This window comes from Nonomuraea sp. B208, assembly GCF_057536035.1.
Window position 1 is genome coordinate 475,052 of sequence record NZ_BAAJOU010000010.1, and the last position, 14,202, is coordinate 489,253.

At 73.2% G+C, this 14,202-nt stretch carries 13 protein-coding genes; 3 read left to right on the top strand and 10 right to left on the bottom strand.

Annotated elements, in window-relative coordinates:
- Position 1 precedes the first annotated feature (1 nt).
- From AC27IY_RS07510 to AC27IY_RS07555, 10 genes are all read right to left on the bottom strand, one after another.
- Positions 2-1,327, bottom strand: coding sequence for an ArgE/DapE family deacylase (locus AC27IY_RS07510; protein WP_487177510.1), 1,326 nt, complete (start codon positions 1,325-1,327; stop codon positions 2-4).
- Positions 1,324-2,337 carry a branched-chain amino acid ABC transporter permease gene (locus AC27IY_RS07515; RefSeq protein ID WP_344206903.1) on the bottom strand — a complete coding sequence of 338 codons (1,014 nt, stop codon included), beginning with the start codon at positions 2,335-2,337 and terminating at the stop codon, positions 1,324-1,326. The genes AC27IY_RS07510 and AC27IY_RS07515 overlap by 4 nt, the downstream gene beginning before the upstream one ends.
- Positions 2,337-3,212, bottom strand: a complete 876-nt coding sequence (locus tag AC27IY_RS07520) for a branched-chain amino acid ABC transporter permease (protein WP_329591560.1) — start codon at positions 3,210-3,212, stop codon at positions 2,337-2,339. Before AC27IY_RS07520 ends, AC27IY_RS07515 begins: the two co-directional genes overlap by 1 nt.
- On the bottom strand, positions 3,199-3,930 hold the full coding sequence (locus tag AC27IY_RS07525) for an ABC transporter ATP-binding protein (protein WP_364459952.1): 732 nt from the start codon (positions 3,928-3,930) through the stop codon (positions 3,199-3,201). The genes AC27IY_RS07520 and AC27IY_RS07525 overlap by 14 nt, the downstream gene beginning before the upstream one ends.
- Positions 3,927-4,673, bottom strand: a complete 747-nt coding sequence (locus AC27IY_RS07530; protein WP_371248458.1) for an ABC transporter ATP-binding protein — start codon at positions 4,671-4,673, stop codon at positions 3,927-3,929. The genes AC27IY_RS07525 and AC27IY_RS07530 overlap by 4 nt, the downstream gene beginning before the upstream one ends.
- Positions 4,670-5,500 carry an SDR family NAD(P)-dependent oxidoreductase gene (locus AC27IY_RS07535; RefSeq protein WP_487177511.1) on the bottom strand — a complete coding sequence of 277 codons (831 nt, stop codon included), beginning with the start codon at positions 5,498-5,500 and terminating at the stop codon, positions 4,670-4,672. The genes AC27IY_RS07530 and AC27IY_RS07535 overlap by 4 nt, the downstream gene beginning before the upstream one ends.
- On the bottom strand, positions 5,497-7,284 hold the full coding sequence (locus tag AC27IY_RS07540; protein ID WP_487177512.1) for a gamma-glutamyltransferase: 1,788 nt from the start codon (positions 7,282-7,284) through the stop codon (positions 5,497-5,499). The genes AC27IY_RS07535 and AC27IY_RS07540 overlap by 4 nt, the downstream gene beginning before the upstream one ends.
- Positions 7,268-8,110 (bottom strand): polysaccharide deacetylase family protein, encoded by an 843-nt coding sequence (locus AC27IY_RS07545; protein ID WP_423445902.1) that lies wholly within the window; start codon positions 8,108-8,110, stop codon positions 7,268-7,270. Before AC27IY_RS07545 ends, AC27IY_RS07540 begins: the two co-directional genes overlap by 17 nt.
- Positions 8,111-8,116: 6 nt before the next feature.
- Positions 8,117-9,424, bottom strand: coding sequence for an ABC transporter substrate-binding protein (locus AC27IY_RS07550; protein ID WP_423445900.1), 1,308 nt, complete (start codon positions 9,422-9,424; stop codon positions 8,117-8,119).
- Positions 9,425-9,577: 153 nt separating this feature from the next.
- Positions 9,578-10,345, bottom strand: a complete 768-nt coding sequence (locus AC27IY_RS07555; protein WP_344206910.1) for an SDR family NAD(P)-dependent oxidoreductase — start codon at positions 10,343-10,345, stop codon at positions 9,578-9,580.
- Between the two features lie 173 nt (positions 10,346-10,518).
- Here AC27IY_RS07555 and AC27IY_RS07560 point away from each other — a divergent pair, with 173 nt between their 5' ends.
- The 3 genes from AC27IY_RS07560 to AC27IY_RS07570 are packed head-to-tail and all read left to right on the top strand — an operon-like array spanning position 10,519 to position 14,127.
- Entirely contained in the window at positions 10,519-11,817 is a 1,299-nt protein-coding gene (locus AC27IY_RS07560) for a glutamine synthetase family protein (RefSeq protein WP_487177513.1), read from the top strand.
- The gene (locus AC27IY_RS07565) at positions 11,807-12,967 is read left to right on the top strand and encodes an amidohydrolase family protein (RefSeq protein WP_487177514.1); all 1,161 of its coding nucleotides are present in this window, start codon (positions 11,807-11,809) and stop codon (positions 12,965-12,967) included. Before AC27IY_RS07560 ends, AC27IY_RS07565 begins: the two co-directional genes overlap by 11 nt.
- A complete protein-coding gene (locus AC27IY_RS07570; RefSeq protein WP_423445894.1) occupies positions 12,964-14,127 on the top strand; it encodes a M20 metallopeptidase family protein in 1,164 nt (387 codons plus the stop codon). The genes AC27IY_RS07565 and AC27IY_RS07570 overlap by 4 nt, the downstream gene beginning before the upstream one ends.
- The last annotated feature ends 75 nt before the right edge of the window (positions 14,128-14,202 follow it).

Sequence of the window (14,202 nt, forward strand, 5' to 3'; positions counted from 1 at the left end):
TTCACGCACCGTCCGTGAGCCCGCACCAGTCGATCGCGGTGAGCGCGTACGTCTTGGCCGACTGGACGAGCTGCGCGATCTCGACGTACTCGTTCTCGGCGTGCGCCGTGAAACCGACGCCGGGGCCGTAGACCAGGCCGCCGAGGCCCTTGCGGTCCATCCACGTCAGGTCGCACACGCCCATGAACCCGGCCCGCTGCGGCGCCACGCCGCCGGCGGCGGTGGCGTGCGCGCCCGCCACCACCGCGTTGAGCGGGGCGTCGTCGGGCAGCGAGTACGGCGGCCACAGCAGCTTCCACTCGAAGACCGGCGGGTGCTCGCGCAGCCACGGGTCGGCGGCGCAGGCCGCGAGGACGCGCCCCTCGATCTCGGCGATGACCTCCTCGTTGGACCGGTCGGGGTGGTGGTAGACGCAGTACTCGACGGTCAGCTCGTCGGCCAGGAAGAACGGCACGAGAATCCCGGACGGGTTCGCCCGCAGCACGCCGGGGAGCAGGTTGAAGTAGCCGGGCGGGAAGAGCGGGTGCCGGTTGTGCCTGGCCCACTCGTCCTCCAGGGCGCGCAGCGCCTGGTAGACGACCCAGAACTTGTCGACGGTGTTCACGCCGAGCGCGTCGCCTTCGAGCGTGGGGTGCACGGTCATGCCGCGCAGCCCGGAATGGGCGGTCTTGCCCTCCAGCGAGATGCTGAACCACAGCAGGCCGGGGGTGACCGGGACCTGCGCCGGCAGGGTGCCCGCCTGCCCGGACGGCTCGCAGACGATGGCCGCGTCGGCGGTGAACCCGGCCTCCAGCACGGCCGTCGTGCCGGCCTCGTGGTCGCCGACCTCCTCGCCGACGACGCCCTGCAGGACGAGGTCGCCCGCGAGGCGCACCCCGGCCCGGCGCAGCGCCACGGCGGCGTAGGCGGCGGCGATCAGGCCGCCCTTCATGTCGGTCGCGCCGCGCCCGACCACCTTGTCGTCGGTGACGACGGCCTGGAACGGGTTGCCGCGCCACCGGTCGAGCCGGCCCTCGGGCACCACGTCCACGTGCCCGTTGAGCAGCAGCGACCGCCCGCCGCCGGCGCCCGCGACGACGCCGACCACGTTGTCGCGGCGGGGCTCGGCGGTGACCTTGGTGACGTCCGCGCCCGCCTCGGCGTAGAGGTCGGCCAGCAGCGCGCTGACGTCGCTCTCCGCGCCGACGATCTTGTCGTACTCCTGGCCGGGGTAGCGCGGGTTGACGCTGGGCACCGCGATGGCGTCGGACAGGCTGGACACCATGCGCTCGGCGAGCCGGTCCACCTCGTCGATGACCGCGTCCCGCGGGTCGCCGGTGTTCGTCATGAAAGCTCCTTCGCGTGGGTGATGGGATCGGATGCGGACGGAGAGCGGTCGGCACGGCCGCGCCGTTCGCGCAGCGCGGTGACGGCGGAGCGGGCGATGCCCGCCAGGCCCTTGGGCGCGGTCCACAGCACGACGAGGATGAGCGCGGCGATCACGACGTCCCGCCACGGCCCGGCGTCCTGGAGCGCGTCCGAGACGACCGTGACGACCACGGCCCCGGCGATCGGCCCGTAGACGCTGCCGCTGCCGCCCAGGAAGATCATGCTGAGCAGCAGGGTGAGGTAGCCGAAGCCGAAGATGTCGGTGCTGACCACGCCGTTGAGGAAGGCGTTGAAGCTGCCCGCCACGCCCGCGACGGCCGCGCCGACCATGAACACGATCAGGTGCTGCCGGACGCGGGAGATGCCGCGGCTGGTGGCCAGCGCCTCGTTGTCCCTGATCGCGAGCAGTGACCTGCCGAGCGTGGACCTGGTCAGGACCCGTACCAGCAGGGTGACCGCGAACAGCAGCGCCGCGCCGAGGAAGTAGTAGCCGATCCGCCCGTCGGCGCGCAGGTTCAGCTCGCCCAGGGACAGCCGGGGGATGCCGACGATGCCGTTGGAACCGCCGGTCAGGCCCGCCTGCCCGAGCACCAGGTAGATGCACAGCTGCGAGAACACGTACGTGGCCAGGCCGACGTAGATGCCGCGCAGCCGCAGCACCGGCAGGAACGCCACCAGCGACGCGAGCGCCGCCGACACCCCGGAGACCGGCAGGGCCAGCCAGGGCTCGACGCCGGTGCGGGTGACGAGGATGCCGGTCGTGTAGGCGCCGATGCCGAAGAAGCCGATCTGCGCGAAGTTGAAGATGCCCGCGAAGCCGAGCGTGAGGTTCCAGCTCAGCGCGAGCACGCCGTACATGGTGATGAGGATCAGCAGCAGCCTGCCGTGCGGATCGGTGATGACCAGCGGCAGGATCGCCAGCACGATCGCGTAGGCGGGCCAGCCGGCCCGCGTTCCGAGCTTCGCCATCACGCGCTCCTCACCCGCGTGTGCAGCAGCCCTTCCGGCTTGACCAGCATGATCACGATCATCGCGAGGAACACCAGCACGGGGCTCCAGGACAGGCCGAAGTAGTACGTGGTGACCGCCTCCAGCAGGCCGATGGCGTACGCGCCGGCGATGGTCCCGGCGAGGCTGCCCGCGCCGCCGAAGGCGAGCACCACGAACGCGCGCAGCAGCGGGTCGCTCCCCATGGCCGGGGACATGAACTGCATGCTGCCGAGCAGCGCCCCGGCCACGGTGGCCAGCCCGACCGCGACCATGACCACGAACAGGTAGACCCGGCGCGGCGCGATGCCCAGCAACTGGGCGTGCTCGCGGTTCTGTTCGAGTGCGCGCACGGTCAGCCCGATGCTGCTGCGCCTCAGCACCAGCGCGAGCAGGCCGACCAGGAGCGGGGCCAGCACGATCGTGACGAGCTGGGTGCCCTGGACGACGGAGCCGGCCACGTCCACCCGCGCCCCGCCGAACGGCGGGAGCTGCTTGAGCTCCGGCCCCCAGATGAGCTGGGCGCCGGACTGCAGCAGCATCGTCGCCGCGAGCGTGGCCACCATCACCAGCATGTCCCCGTTGGGGCGCTTGATGAACGGGCTGACCAGCAGGAACTCGTACACCGCCCCGAGCGCCGCCATCGCCACGACGGCCCCGGCGAGCGAGACGACCAGGGGCAGCCCGGTCGTGTTGAGCAGCGTCCAGGTCAGGTAGGCGCCGAACATCAGCAGCGCGCCGTGCCCGAAGTTGAAGACCCGCAGCGTGGACCAGATCAGGGTCAGGCCCGCCGCCATGAGCAGGTAGAGGCCGCCCAGCACGAGCGTGCTGGTGGCGATGACGCTAATGCCGCTCATCCGCGGCTCCTCCCAGAAAGAGCGACATCATCTCGTCGCGGCTGCGCTCGTCGTCCGACGCGCCGCTGTCCACGACGTCGCCGTGCAGGACGACGTGGTAGCGGTCGGTCAGATCGAGCACCAGCTCCATGTCGCCGTCGACCAGGATGATCGACGACACCTCGGCGCGGACGCGGACGATGCACTCGCTCAGCTCGTGCTTGACCTTCGGCGACAGGCCCAGGGTGGGCTCGTCGAGGATGAGCAGCGTGGGCTGGGCCATGAGGCCCATGCCGAGGCTGGCCATCTGGCGCTCCCCGCCGCTCAGCGTGCCGGTGAGCTGGCGGCGGCGCTCCTTGAGCCGGGGGAAGACCGAGTAGACCCGGTCGATGCCGTCCCGCCAGGAGCCGGCGTGCCCGCTGGAGGCGGCCGACAGCCGCAGCGCCTCCTCGACGGTGAGCTGCGGGAACAGCCGCGAGCCCTGCGGCACGTGGATCAGCCCGCTCCTCACCAGGTCACGCGGCGAGCGTCCGGCGGTGGGGCGGCCCGCGAAGGTGATCGTGCCGGACGTGGGCCGGTGCAGGTTGGACACGCAGCGCAGCAGCGTCGTCTTGCCGTGGCCGTTGGGGCCGAGCAGGCCGACGGCCTCGTTCTCGCCGACGCGCAGCGAGATGCCGCGCAGCACTCCGGCCTGGCCGTAGCCGGCGGTCAGGTTCTCGACGGTCAGCAGGTCGCTCATCGGGCGGCTCCCGGTCCCAGGTAGGCTTCCACGACCTTGGGGTCCGACAGGACCTCGGCCGGGACGCCGGTGGCGATGATCCGGCCGCTGTCCAGCACCGCCATGCGGCCGGCCAGGGCCTCCAGCACCGACAGCACGTGCTCGATGATCACCATGGTCACGCCGGAGCCCGCGATGCGGCCGAGGAGCCGGATCAGGGCGTCCTGGTCGGCCGGGTCGAGACCGGCGGCGGGCTCGTCGAGCAGCAGCAGCGACGGACGGCTCACCAGCGCGCAGGCGATCATCAGCCGCTTGCGGTCGATGAGCGACAGGCCGTCCGCGGGCCGTTCCGGGTCGCCGCCGAGCTCCACGACGTCGAGGACCTCGCGGCAGCGGGCCGCGTCGGGGCGTACGGCGCGGCCGGCCCCTCCGTACGCGGAGCTGACCCGCAGGTTCTCCATCACGCTCAGCGAGTCGAAGACGGCCTCGGTCTGGAAGGTGCGCTTCAGCCCCGCCTTGGCGATCAGGCGGGGCGAACGGTTCTGGATCTCCCGCCCGTCGAAGACGACCTCGCCCGAGTCGGGCCGGATGGGGATGCCGGTCAGCAGGTTGAACAGCGTGCTCTTGCCGGCGCCGTTCGGGCCCGCCAGGCCGAACACCTCGCCCCGGCGCACCTCCAGGGAGACCCGGTCCACCGCCTTGAGGCTGCCGAACGACTTGCTCACCTCCCTCGCGGCGAGCAGCACGGGAGCGTCGGCCGTCATGCCAGCCCCCCGGGCCCGCGCCAGTCGCCCTGCGCCAGGAAGCCGCCGTCCACCGGCAGCAGCGTCCCGGTGACGAACGAGGAGCGCGGGTCGGTCAGGAAGGCGACCGCGGTCGCGATCTCGTCCGGCGAGCACTGCCGCCCGATCGGCTGCCTGGCCGCCGCCGCCTCGCGCTGCCGCAGCGCCTCGGCCGCGTCGTCGGCGTCGAGCAGGTCGCGGGAGCGGCCCATGTCGTTGTCGACGTAGCCGGGCAGTACGGCGTTCACCCGGATGCCGAGCGGGCCGCCCTCGACGGCGAGCTGCCTGGTCAGGTTGGCGATCGCGCCCTTCGCGGCCGAGTAGGCGGGGAAGGCGGGCAGCCCCGTGACGCCGAAGATGGACGACAGGTTGACGATCGCGCCGCCACCGGCCGCGGCCAGCAGCGGGAACGCCGCCCTGGAGCACAGGAACGTGCCGGTGACGTTCACGTCCAGCACCCGCCGCCACTCGGCGACGGGCACGCCGATGACGCCGCCGCCGCTCTCGGCCACGCCGGCGTTGTTCACCAGCACGTCCAGGCCGCCGAACTCGTCCGTCACCCGGTCGAACAGCGCCGTCACGGAGCCTTCGTCCGACACGTCCGCCTCCTGGAAGGCGGCGGACAGGTCGCGGGCCGTACGGGCGCCGCGAGCGGCGTCGACGTCGGCGATCATCACCCGCGCCCCCTCCTGGAGCAGCCTGCGGGCGATGGCCGCGCCGATGCCGCTCGCGGCGCCGGTGACCAGGGCGCGCCGCCCTGCCAAAGTGGTCGCCATCGCGTTGCCTTTCTCGAAATCGCTGGTGATCATGGGGTGGGCACGCCCACGCCGTACGGCTTCATGAGGTCCACGCCCGCCGTCCACTGGCCGCCGTCCCGGCGGGCGATGCCGTTCGGGCGGGCGAAGTGCCAGGTGGTGGGCTCCTCGGTGACGATCTGGACGTCGAACCCGGCGGCGGCCAGCTCGCCGGCGGCGGCGGCGTCGCGCCGGTCCAGCCAGACCCGGCGGCCCTCCGCGTGCAGGCGCGGCGCGGAGATCGCGTCCTGGACGCCTTCGCCGTCGTGCCAGCGGGCGGCGATCTGGGCGATCGCCGAGATGATGCGCCGCCCGCCCGACGCGCCCAGCGTGGCCTCGGCGCCGCCGGGACCCTCCAGGATCAGCGGGCTGACCGCGCTGAGCCCGGCCGCGCCGGGAGCGACGCTGGTCACCTGGCCCGGGCGGGGGTCGAAGTACATCATCCCGTCGTTGAGCAGGATGCCGGTCGCGGGCTCGACGATCCGCGAGCCGAACAGGTCCAGCACCGTCTGGGTGAGCGCCACCGTCATGCCGTCGGCGTCCACGGCCGACATGTGGGAGGTGCAGCCCGCCTTGGGCGGGCCGGCGTTCTCGCGGGGGCCGGGGTCGCGGCCGGCGAGCCAGCCGTCCACGATCTCGGCGGCGTACCCGGCGGTGGCCAGCCTGGTCCACGGCGCGGACTCGTCCGTGGTGACCTCGCGGAGGCGGTCGTCCATGGCGTGCGACAGCACGCGCGCCCACAGCGCCGGCCCCGGAGGGAGACCGCGACGGCGCGCGGCGTCGGCGAGCTGCAACGCCTCCGCCACAGTGATCATCCCGGTCGCCACCGGCCCGAAGAGACGCAGCCCACCGGCCTCGAGCGCGCCGGTCCCGAGCGCGCCGGTCCCGAGCGCGCCGGTCCCGAGCCCGCCGGTCCCGAGCCCGCCGGCTCCGGTCGCGCCAGCCACGACCGTGCCGATGTCGATCGGGGCTACCTGGCGTTCTTCCGCCTGGTAGCCGGCGAAGTCGGGCTCGCGCAGGAGGCCGCCCGCGGCGGCGAGCGTCGCGGCGATGGACCGGGCGGCCCGGCCCCGGTAGAAGGCGTCCGGGCCGCCGGCGGCGATCTCGCGCAGCACCTGGGCCAGCCTCGGCTGGACGAGCCGGTCGCCCGGCCCCAGTGACGGGCCGCGCAGCGGCAGGCCGTCCGGCAGGAACAGCTCGGCGCTGGAGGGGAACCGGCGCAGCGTGCGGGCGTCGGAGCAGATCGCCGCCGAGGCGAACCAGTTCGTCTCGTGGCCGTCCTCGGCCAGCTCGATCGCGGGGGCCAGCACCTGGGCGAGCGGCAGCCGCCCGAAGCGGGCGTGGGCGTGACAGAGCGCGGCGACCGCGCCGGGCACGCCCACCGACAGCGGGCCGACGATGTTGGCGTCGTCCCGGACGGCGGGCCAGCCGTACAGGCCGGTGCCGGGCCCCGACGGGACCAGCGGGAACATGTCGGGCGTGGCCAGCGCGGGCGCGCGGATCGGCCCCGACACGGTGGTGGCGGTGGGCGCGCCGGGCTCGCGGATCACGAGCCACGCGCCGCCGCCGATCCCGCTCATGAACGGCTCGACCACGCCGGTGGCGAAGGCCGTGGCCACCGCGGCGTCCACGGCGCTGCCGCCGGCGCGCAGCATGGCCGCGCCCGCCTCGGCCGCCCGCGGGTCAGGCGCGGTGACGAGCCCGCCGCCGGCCCGGCCACTGCCGGTCAGGCCGTTGTCAGTCAGGCCGCCGTCAGCCCGCCCGTCGCCGGCCCCGCCGGCGTCAGCCCTGCCAGGCATCGGCGATCTCGCTCAGGGTCGCGAACCAGACGTCGCCCTTGTCCGCCATCCGCTCCAGCAGCCCCTCCAGCACGAGCAGGTGGTGGGCGCGGCCGATCGTCTGCGGATGCATGGTGAGCACGTACACCGCGCCGGGCACCCGCTCGTAGGCGTAGTCGAAGATGACGTTCCAGCGGTCTTCCATCGCCCGGTGCGAGCCCAGCGCGGACACGCCCGCCACGTACTCGACCGCGGGCCAGTCGTCGAGGTACCACGAGACGGGGATCTCGATGATCGGGCTCTCCGGCCCGAACTCGTTGGCCGACTCGTAGTTCACGGTGACCCGGCGCGGCCGGTACAGCTCGAACTCGCGGCCCATCAGCGAGCTGTCCCAGTCGAAGCCGAACTCCTCCAGCAGGTCCAGCGTGGTCTCGGAGAAGTCCCACGCGGGGGAGCGGTAGCCGCGCGGACGTCGGCCGACCACCTGCTCGTGCTGGCGCAGCGCCACCTCCATGAGCCGGCGTTCCTCGTCGGCGCCGAGGCTCGGCACCACCTCGTGGTAGCAGCCGTGCGCGGCGATCTCGTGCCCCGCCTGGAGGATCTGCTCGATGCGGTGCGGGAACGTCACCAGGTCATGGCCGGGCGTCGCCCAGGTGGCGGGCACGTCGTGGCGGCCCAGCAGTTCGAGCAGCCGGGGCACGCCCTGCTCGGCGCCGAAGTCGCCGCGCGACAGGTACGAAGGCGAGGTCCGCCCGAGCGTCCCCATCCACGGCGAGTGGGCGTCGAAGTCGAAGGTCAGCGCCACGGCCATGCGCTTGCCCGGCGGCATAGTGAGGGGGTTCGTCATCGGGGGTCAGCCCTTCGCCATCCACGGCGGCAGCCGGAAGGTGCCCGACTTGTACTTCTCGGGGGCGATCAGCACCCGCTTCTGGTCCTGGAACTGGAACGACTGCAGCGGCACGTAGTCGTCGCCCTGCTTGGCGAGGTGGGTGGCCTGGTCGAAGACGATCCGGCCGGACGCCTGCTCGGTGTCGATCTTGCTGATGGCCGAGCTGATCCCGAGCACGTCGTCGGGGTCGCCGACCTGCTTGAGCGCCTCCGCGTAGATCATGATCTCGACGTAGGTCATGACGCCCTGCGGGTCCACGTTGTCGGTCCCGTACGCGGCCTTCCAGTCGGCGGTGAGCTGGTTGGCGGGCGCGTAGTTCGCGGCGGGCACCAGCCCGGCGAGGTTGTTGAACAGCACGCCCTCGGCCTTGTCCTTGGTCAGCTCGAAGAACTGCGGCTGGTTCGGCCCGTACTGCATGAACACCAGCGACTGGGTGGGGTTCTGCAGGAACTGCTGCATGAAGCTGGCCTCGTTGGAGACCTGGTAGTCGGTGTTGACGATGAAGTCGGGGTCGGCGTCACGGATCTTGCCGATGATGGTGCCCCAGTCGTTGACCGCGCCGAAGGGCACCTTCTCCTCCCCGGCGATGGTCCAGCCCTTGGAGGTGAAGGTCTTGACCAGGCCGTCGGCGATGCCCTCGCTGTACGGGTTGTCGGAGCGGACCACGAAGACCGACTTGTTGCGCGGCTTCCACAGACCCTCTTCCGCCCACTTCTCGGCGAGCGCGACCGGCTCGGTGCCGTAGGCGTCGTAGTTGGGGGTGATGGACCAGACGGTCGGGTACTTGGCCGGGTCCTTCTCGATGATGGCCTGGGTCTGCGCGGTGTTGCCGCCGATCAGGTAGAGCTTCTCGGCCGCCGCGAACTCGTCGATCTCGAAGTTGGAGGTCGAGGCGTAGCCGGTGACGACCGCCTTGACCGAGTCGTCGTCGGTCAGGGTCTGCACGCCCTTGGTGACCGCGTCGTTCGACTGGCCCTGCACGTCGACCGTCTTGAGCTTGAACGTGTGGCCGGCCACGCCGCCGCGCTCGTTGAGCTGCTTGATCGCCAGCTCGGCGCCCTGCTGCATGCCCTTGCCGTCCGCGGCGGACCCGCCGGTGAGCGGGGCGAGCAGGCCGATCTGGATCTCCTCGCCGCCGCCCTCGGGCGCGGCGCCCTCGGAGGCGGTGGTGGACGAGGAACAGGCGGTGGCGGCGGTCAGGGCGCCGGCCAGTGCGATGGCGGCGACGGCCCGGCGGCGGGTCCGGGGTCGGCCGAAGGGGAGACGGGCCACGGTGAAGCCTCTCTGCGCGATCGGGGGGCGGCGACGGTACGTCACCAATCGAAGTGAAATGTACGTTGCATATGCCGGTAAAGAGTAGGTCTGTAAAATATTCGTTACTTAGCCGGATGGGAAGAGCATGCCGGTGATCAGGCGAAACGCGGATCAGCTGGGCGGCAGGGCCGTTCCCGCCAGGAAACCGCCGTCCACGTCGAGAACACTCCCCGTGACGAACGACGCGTCCGGATGGGCCAGGAAGAGGCAGGCGCGGGCGATCTCGGCCGGCGTGCCCATGCGGTGCACCGGCTGCCCGGCGACCAGGGTGGCCACGTACTCGGGGGCCAGGTCCGCCGTGGCGGGCACCTCGATGAGGCCGGGGGCGACCGCGTTCACCGTGACGCCGAGCGGCGCCAGTTCGAGCGCCAGCACCTTGGTGAGCATCTCCACGGCCGCCTTCGACGAGCAGTAGTGGGACGCGCCCACCCGGGCGGACCGGGCCGCCGCCGACGAGACGGTGATGATCCGGCGGCCGTCCCCGCCGGGCAGCCTGGCGAACGCCTGCGAGGTCAGCATCACGCCGCGCACGTTGATCGCGTAGACGTCGTCCCACTCGGCGAGCGGCATGTCCAGCAGGGGCGTGTTGGGGTAGCGTCCGGCGCAGTTGACCAGGATGTCGAGGCGGCCGTGCCGCTCGGCGGCGCGGCGGAACGCCTCCTCCACGGAGGCCGGGTCGCGGACGTCGAGGCGGAGCGCCGACATCCGGCCGGGACCCGCCACGACCTCGGCGGCCCGCTCGGCGTCCAGGTCGGCGACGACGACCGTCGCGCCCGCGTCGCGGAACGCCTCGGCGATGCCCCTGCCGATGCCCTGGGCGCCTCCGGTGACGAGGGCGACGGCGCCGGAAAGCCCGTCCGGGGAGGAGGTTCTGGCCATGGCTGCCCTTCCGTTCGGCGGCGGAGAACGCCTTGACCTGCGCTTTCTCTCCGGCCGCGGTGAGTAACGTGCATGATAAATTTCATCTCGCCCTCTTGACCAGAGATTTGCATCAAATGTTTCATTTGGGCAGCCGGTCGCGGGCGTGCCGACCGGACTGGGAGGAGAGTGCGATGACCACCGGGACCGTCTTCGTGGCGACCTGCGACCTCGCGGCGCAGGTCCGCGGCCGGGCCGCGCCCGTGTCGAGGCTGGAACAGACGCTTCGCGGCGGAGTCGGCTGGGTTCCGGCCAACCTGGCGCTGAACTGTTTCGGCGACCTCGCGGACGGCAACGTGTTCGGCTCGGTCGGCGACCTGCGGCTGATGCCCGACCCCGCCACCGCGATCGACCTGCCGGCCGACGAGGGGACGCCCGGCGCCCGGCTCTACCTCGCCGACCAGACCGGCCTCGACGGCTCCCCCTGGCCAGGCTGCCCGCGCGGTTTCCTCCGCGCCGCACTCGACGACCTGCGCGAACGCGCCGGGCTGGAGATCCACGCCTCCTTCGAGCACGAGTTCATGCTCGAAGGAGGCGAGCCAGGCGACGATCCGCCGTTCTCCTTCCAGCGCGCCCGCCGCGCCGAGCCCTTCGGCACCGACCTGGTCACGCTGCTGGAGGGCGCCGGGCTGGAGCCGGAGACCTGGCTGCCCGAGTACGGCCCCGGCCAGTTCGAGATCACCCTCCGGCCCGCATCCGGCCTCGTCGCCGCCGACCGCGCCGTGCTCCTCCGCGAGCTCGTCCGCGACCTCGCCCGCAGGCGCGGCCACCGGGCCACGTTCGCGCCGATCGCCGACCCGGAATCCGTCGGCAACGGCGTCCACGTGCACTTCTCGCTGCGGCGGGCGGACGGCGGCGGCCCCGTCATGTACGACGCCGACGCCCCCGGCAGGCTGTCGGCCGTGGCCGCCACGTTCGCCGCCGGCGTCCTGGAGCACGCCGGCGCGGTCGTGGCCGTCACCGCGCCCAGCCCCTCCTCCTCCATCCGGCTCACCCCGCACCGGTGGAGCTCCGGCGGGGTGTTCCTCGCCGAGCGCAACCGCGAGGCGCTGCTGCGCATCGCGCCCACCGTGGCGATCGGCGACGCCGACCCCGCCGCCCAGCTCCACCTGGAGTACCGGGCCGCGGACGCCACCGCCAACCCCTGGCTGGTCCTGGGCGTCCTCGTACGCGCGGGGCTGGCCGGGCTGGCGGCGGGCGAGCCCGCCCGGGTCTGGCCCGAGTCCAGCAGCGAGGCCGACCTGGCCGGCGAGCCCCCGCTGCCCGCGTCGCTGCCGGAGGCGCTCGCCGCGCTCGAAGCCGACGAGGTGGCGCGCGGCTGGTTCCCGCCCGAGCTGCTGCACACGTTCCTCACCGTGAAGCGGACCGAGCTGGACCACGTCGCGGGCCTGCCCTCCCACGAGCTCTGCAGGAAGGTCGCCGATGTCTACTGAGACCCCGGACGCCGCGCTGGAGACCGAACTCGGCGCCCTCCCCCTGGTCGACCACCACGTGCACGGAGCCTCCGCCGACGATCTCGGCCGGGACGTGTTCGAGACCCTGGTGACCGAGTCGGACCGCCCGATCCCCAAGTTCATGACGCAGTTCGACTCCCAGATCGGCTTCGCCATCCGCCGCTGGTGCGCGCCCGTGCTCGGGCTGCCCGCGCACGCCTCCCCCGAGGACTACATGTCCCGCCGCGCCGAGCTCGGCGCGGCCGAGGTCAACCGGCTGCTGCTCACCGCGAGCGGCATCGGCCGCTACCTGGTCGAGACCGGCTACCGGGGGGACGACGTGCTCAGCCCCGCCGGGATGACGGCCGTGTCCGGCCGGCCCGCCCACGAGGTGGTCCGGGTCGAACGGGTGATGGAGGACGTCGCGGCGTCCGGCGTCGCCGCCGCCGACCTGCCCGGCCGCTTCCGCGAGGAGCTGCGCCGCCGTACGGAGCACGCCGTCGGGCTCAAGAGCATCGTCGCCTACCGGCACGGCTTCGCCTTCGACCCCACCCCGCCCGATGACCGCGAGGCCGTCGCGGCGGCGGGCCGCTGGCTCGCCGACGCCGAACGGACCGGGGAGTGGCGGGTGAGCGACCCCGTCCTGCTGCGCCTCGGCCTGTGGGCGGCGGCCGAGCGCGGCCTGCCGCTGCAACTGCACGCCGGGTACGGCGACCCCGACGTCGAGCTGCACCTGTGCGACCCGCTGCTGCTCACCCGGTGGCTCAAGCTGGTCGAGCCGACCGGCATGGACGTGCTGCTGCTGCACTGTTACCCGTACCACCGCAACGCCGGCTACCTCGCGCAGGTGTTCCCGCACGTCTACTTCGACGTCGGGCTCGGCGTGAACTACACCGGCAGCCGCTCGGCCGAGCTGATCGCCGAGTCGCTGGAGCTGGCCCCGTTCGCCAAGACCCTGTTCTCGTCCGACGCCTGGGGCCCCGCCGAGCTGCACTTCCTGGGCGCCCACCTCTTCCGCCGCGGCCTCGGCCGCGCCCTGCGGCACTGGGTCGACGCCGGGGAGTGGAGCGAGCGCGACGCCGTACGGGTGGCCCGCATGATCGGCGCGGACAACGCGCTGCGCGTGTACCGCCTGGAGGGCGCCGCGTGAGCACGAGCCTGGCGGCCCGCCTGCTGACCGCGCTGGAGAAGGAGCTGCCCGCGGCCGGCGAGCTGCGCCGCAGACTGCACGCCAGCCCCGACCTGTCCGGCGAGGAGGGCCCCACCCGCGACCTCGTGCTCGCCGAGCTGCCCGGCGACGAGGCGCACCTGGTGGCGGGGACCGGCGCGCTCGTACGCGTCGGCGGACCCGGCCCCGCCATCGGCGTCCGCGCCGAGCTCGACGCGCTCGCCGTGACCGAGCGGACCGGCGTCGCCTGGGCGTCCGGCACCCCGGGCCGCATGCACGCGTGCGGGCACGACGTGCACCTCGCCGCGCTGGTGGCGCTCGCCCGCGCGGTCGCGGCCACCGGCGACGCGGTGCCGCTGGTGGCGGTGCTGCAACCCCGCGAGGAGACCTATCCCTCGGGGGCGCGCGACATCGCGGAATCGCCGCTGCTGGCCGGGCAGGAGCTCACCGCCGTCATCGGCGCGCACGTCCAGCCCACGCTCCCCGCGGGCACGGTCGCCGCCACCCCCGGCACGGTGAACGCCGCCGCCGACGAGTTCACCGTCGTCGTACGGGGCCGCGGCGGCCACGCCGCCTACCCGCACCTGACCAGCGACCCCGTGCTCGCCCTCGCCCACGTCATCGTCGGCCTCCAGCGGGTGGTCAGCCGGGACGTCGACCCGACCAGCTCGGCCGTGCTCGGCGTCTCCACCCTCGCCGCCGGGAGCGCGCCCAACGTCGTCCCCGACTCCGCCTCCGCCAGCGGCACGCTCAGGTCCCTGAGCGACCCGGTACGCGAGCGCGTCCACGCCCGCCTGCGCGAGGTGGCCGAGCTCGTGGCCCGCGCCCACGGCTGCGAGGCCACGGTCACCATCACTCACGGCGAGCCGATCCTGCACAACGACCCCGCGCTCGCCGCCCTCGCCGGCGCGAACCTGACCGCGCTCGGGCTCGAACCCGCCCGGCCCATGTGGTCGTTCGGGGCCGACGACTTCTCGTACCTGTCGGCCGTGCTGCCGGGGCTGATGATGTTCGTCGGCGTGGACGACGGCGGCGGCGCCCGCCTGCACGGCTCCGACTTCCTGCCGGGCGACGACGCGGTCCGCGACGTGGGCCTGGCGATGCTGGCGGGATACCTGGCGGCGGCCGGCGAGACGGCCTGACCCAGGTCCCGGCGAGTGCCGGAACAAGTAAGCACTTGGCCAAGGGGCGGCGCCTGGAGGGGACCGGGCGTGAGC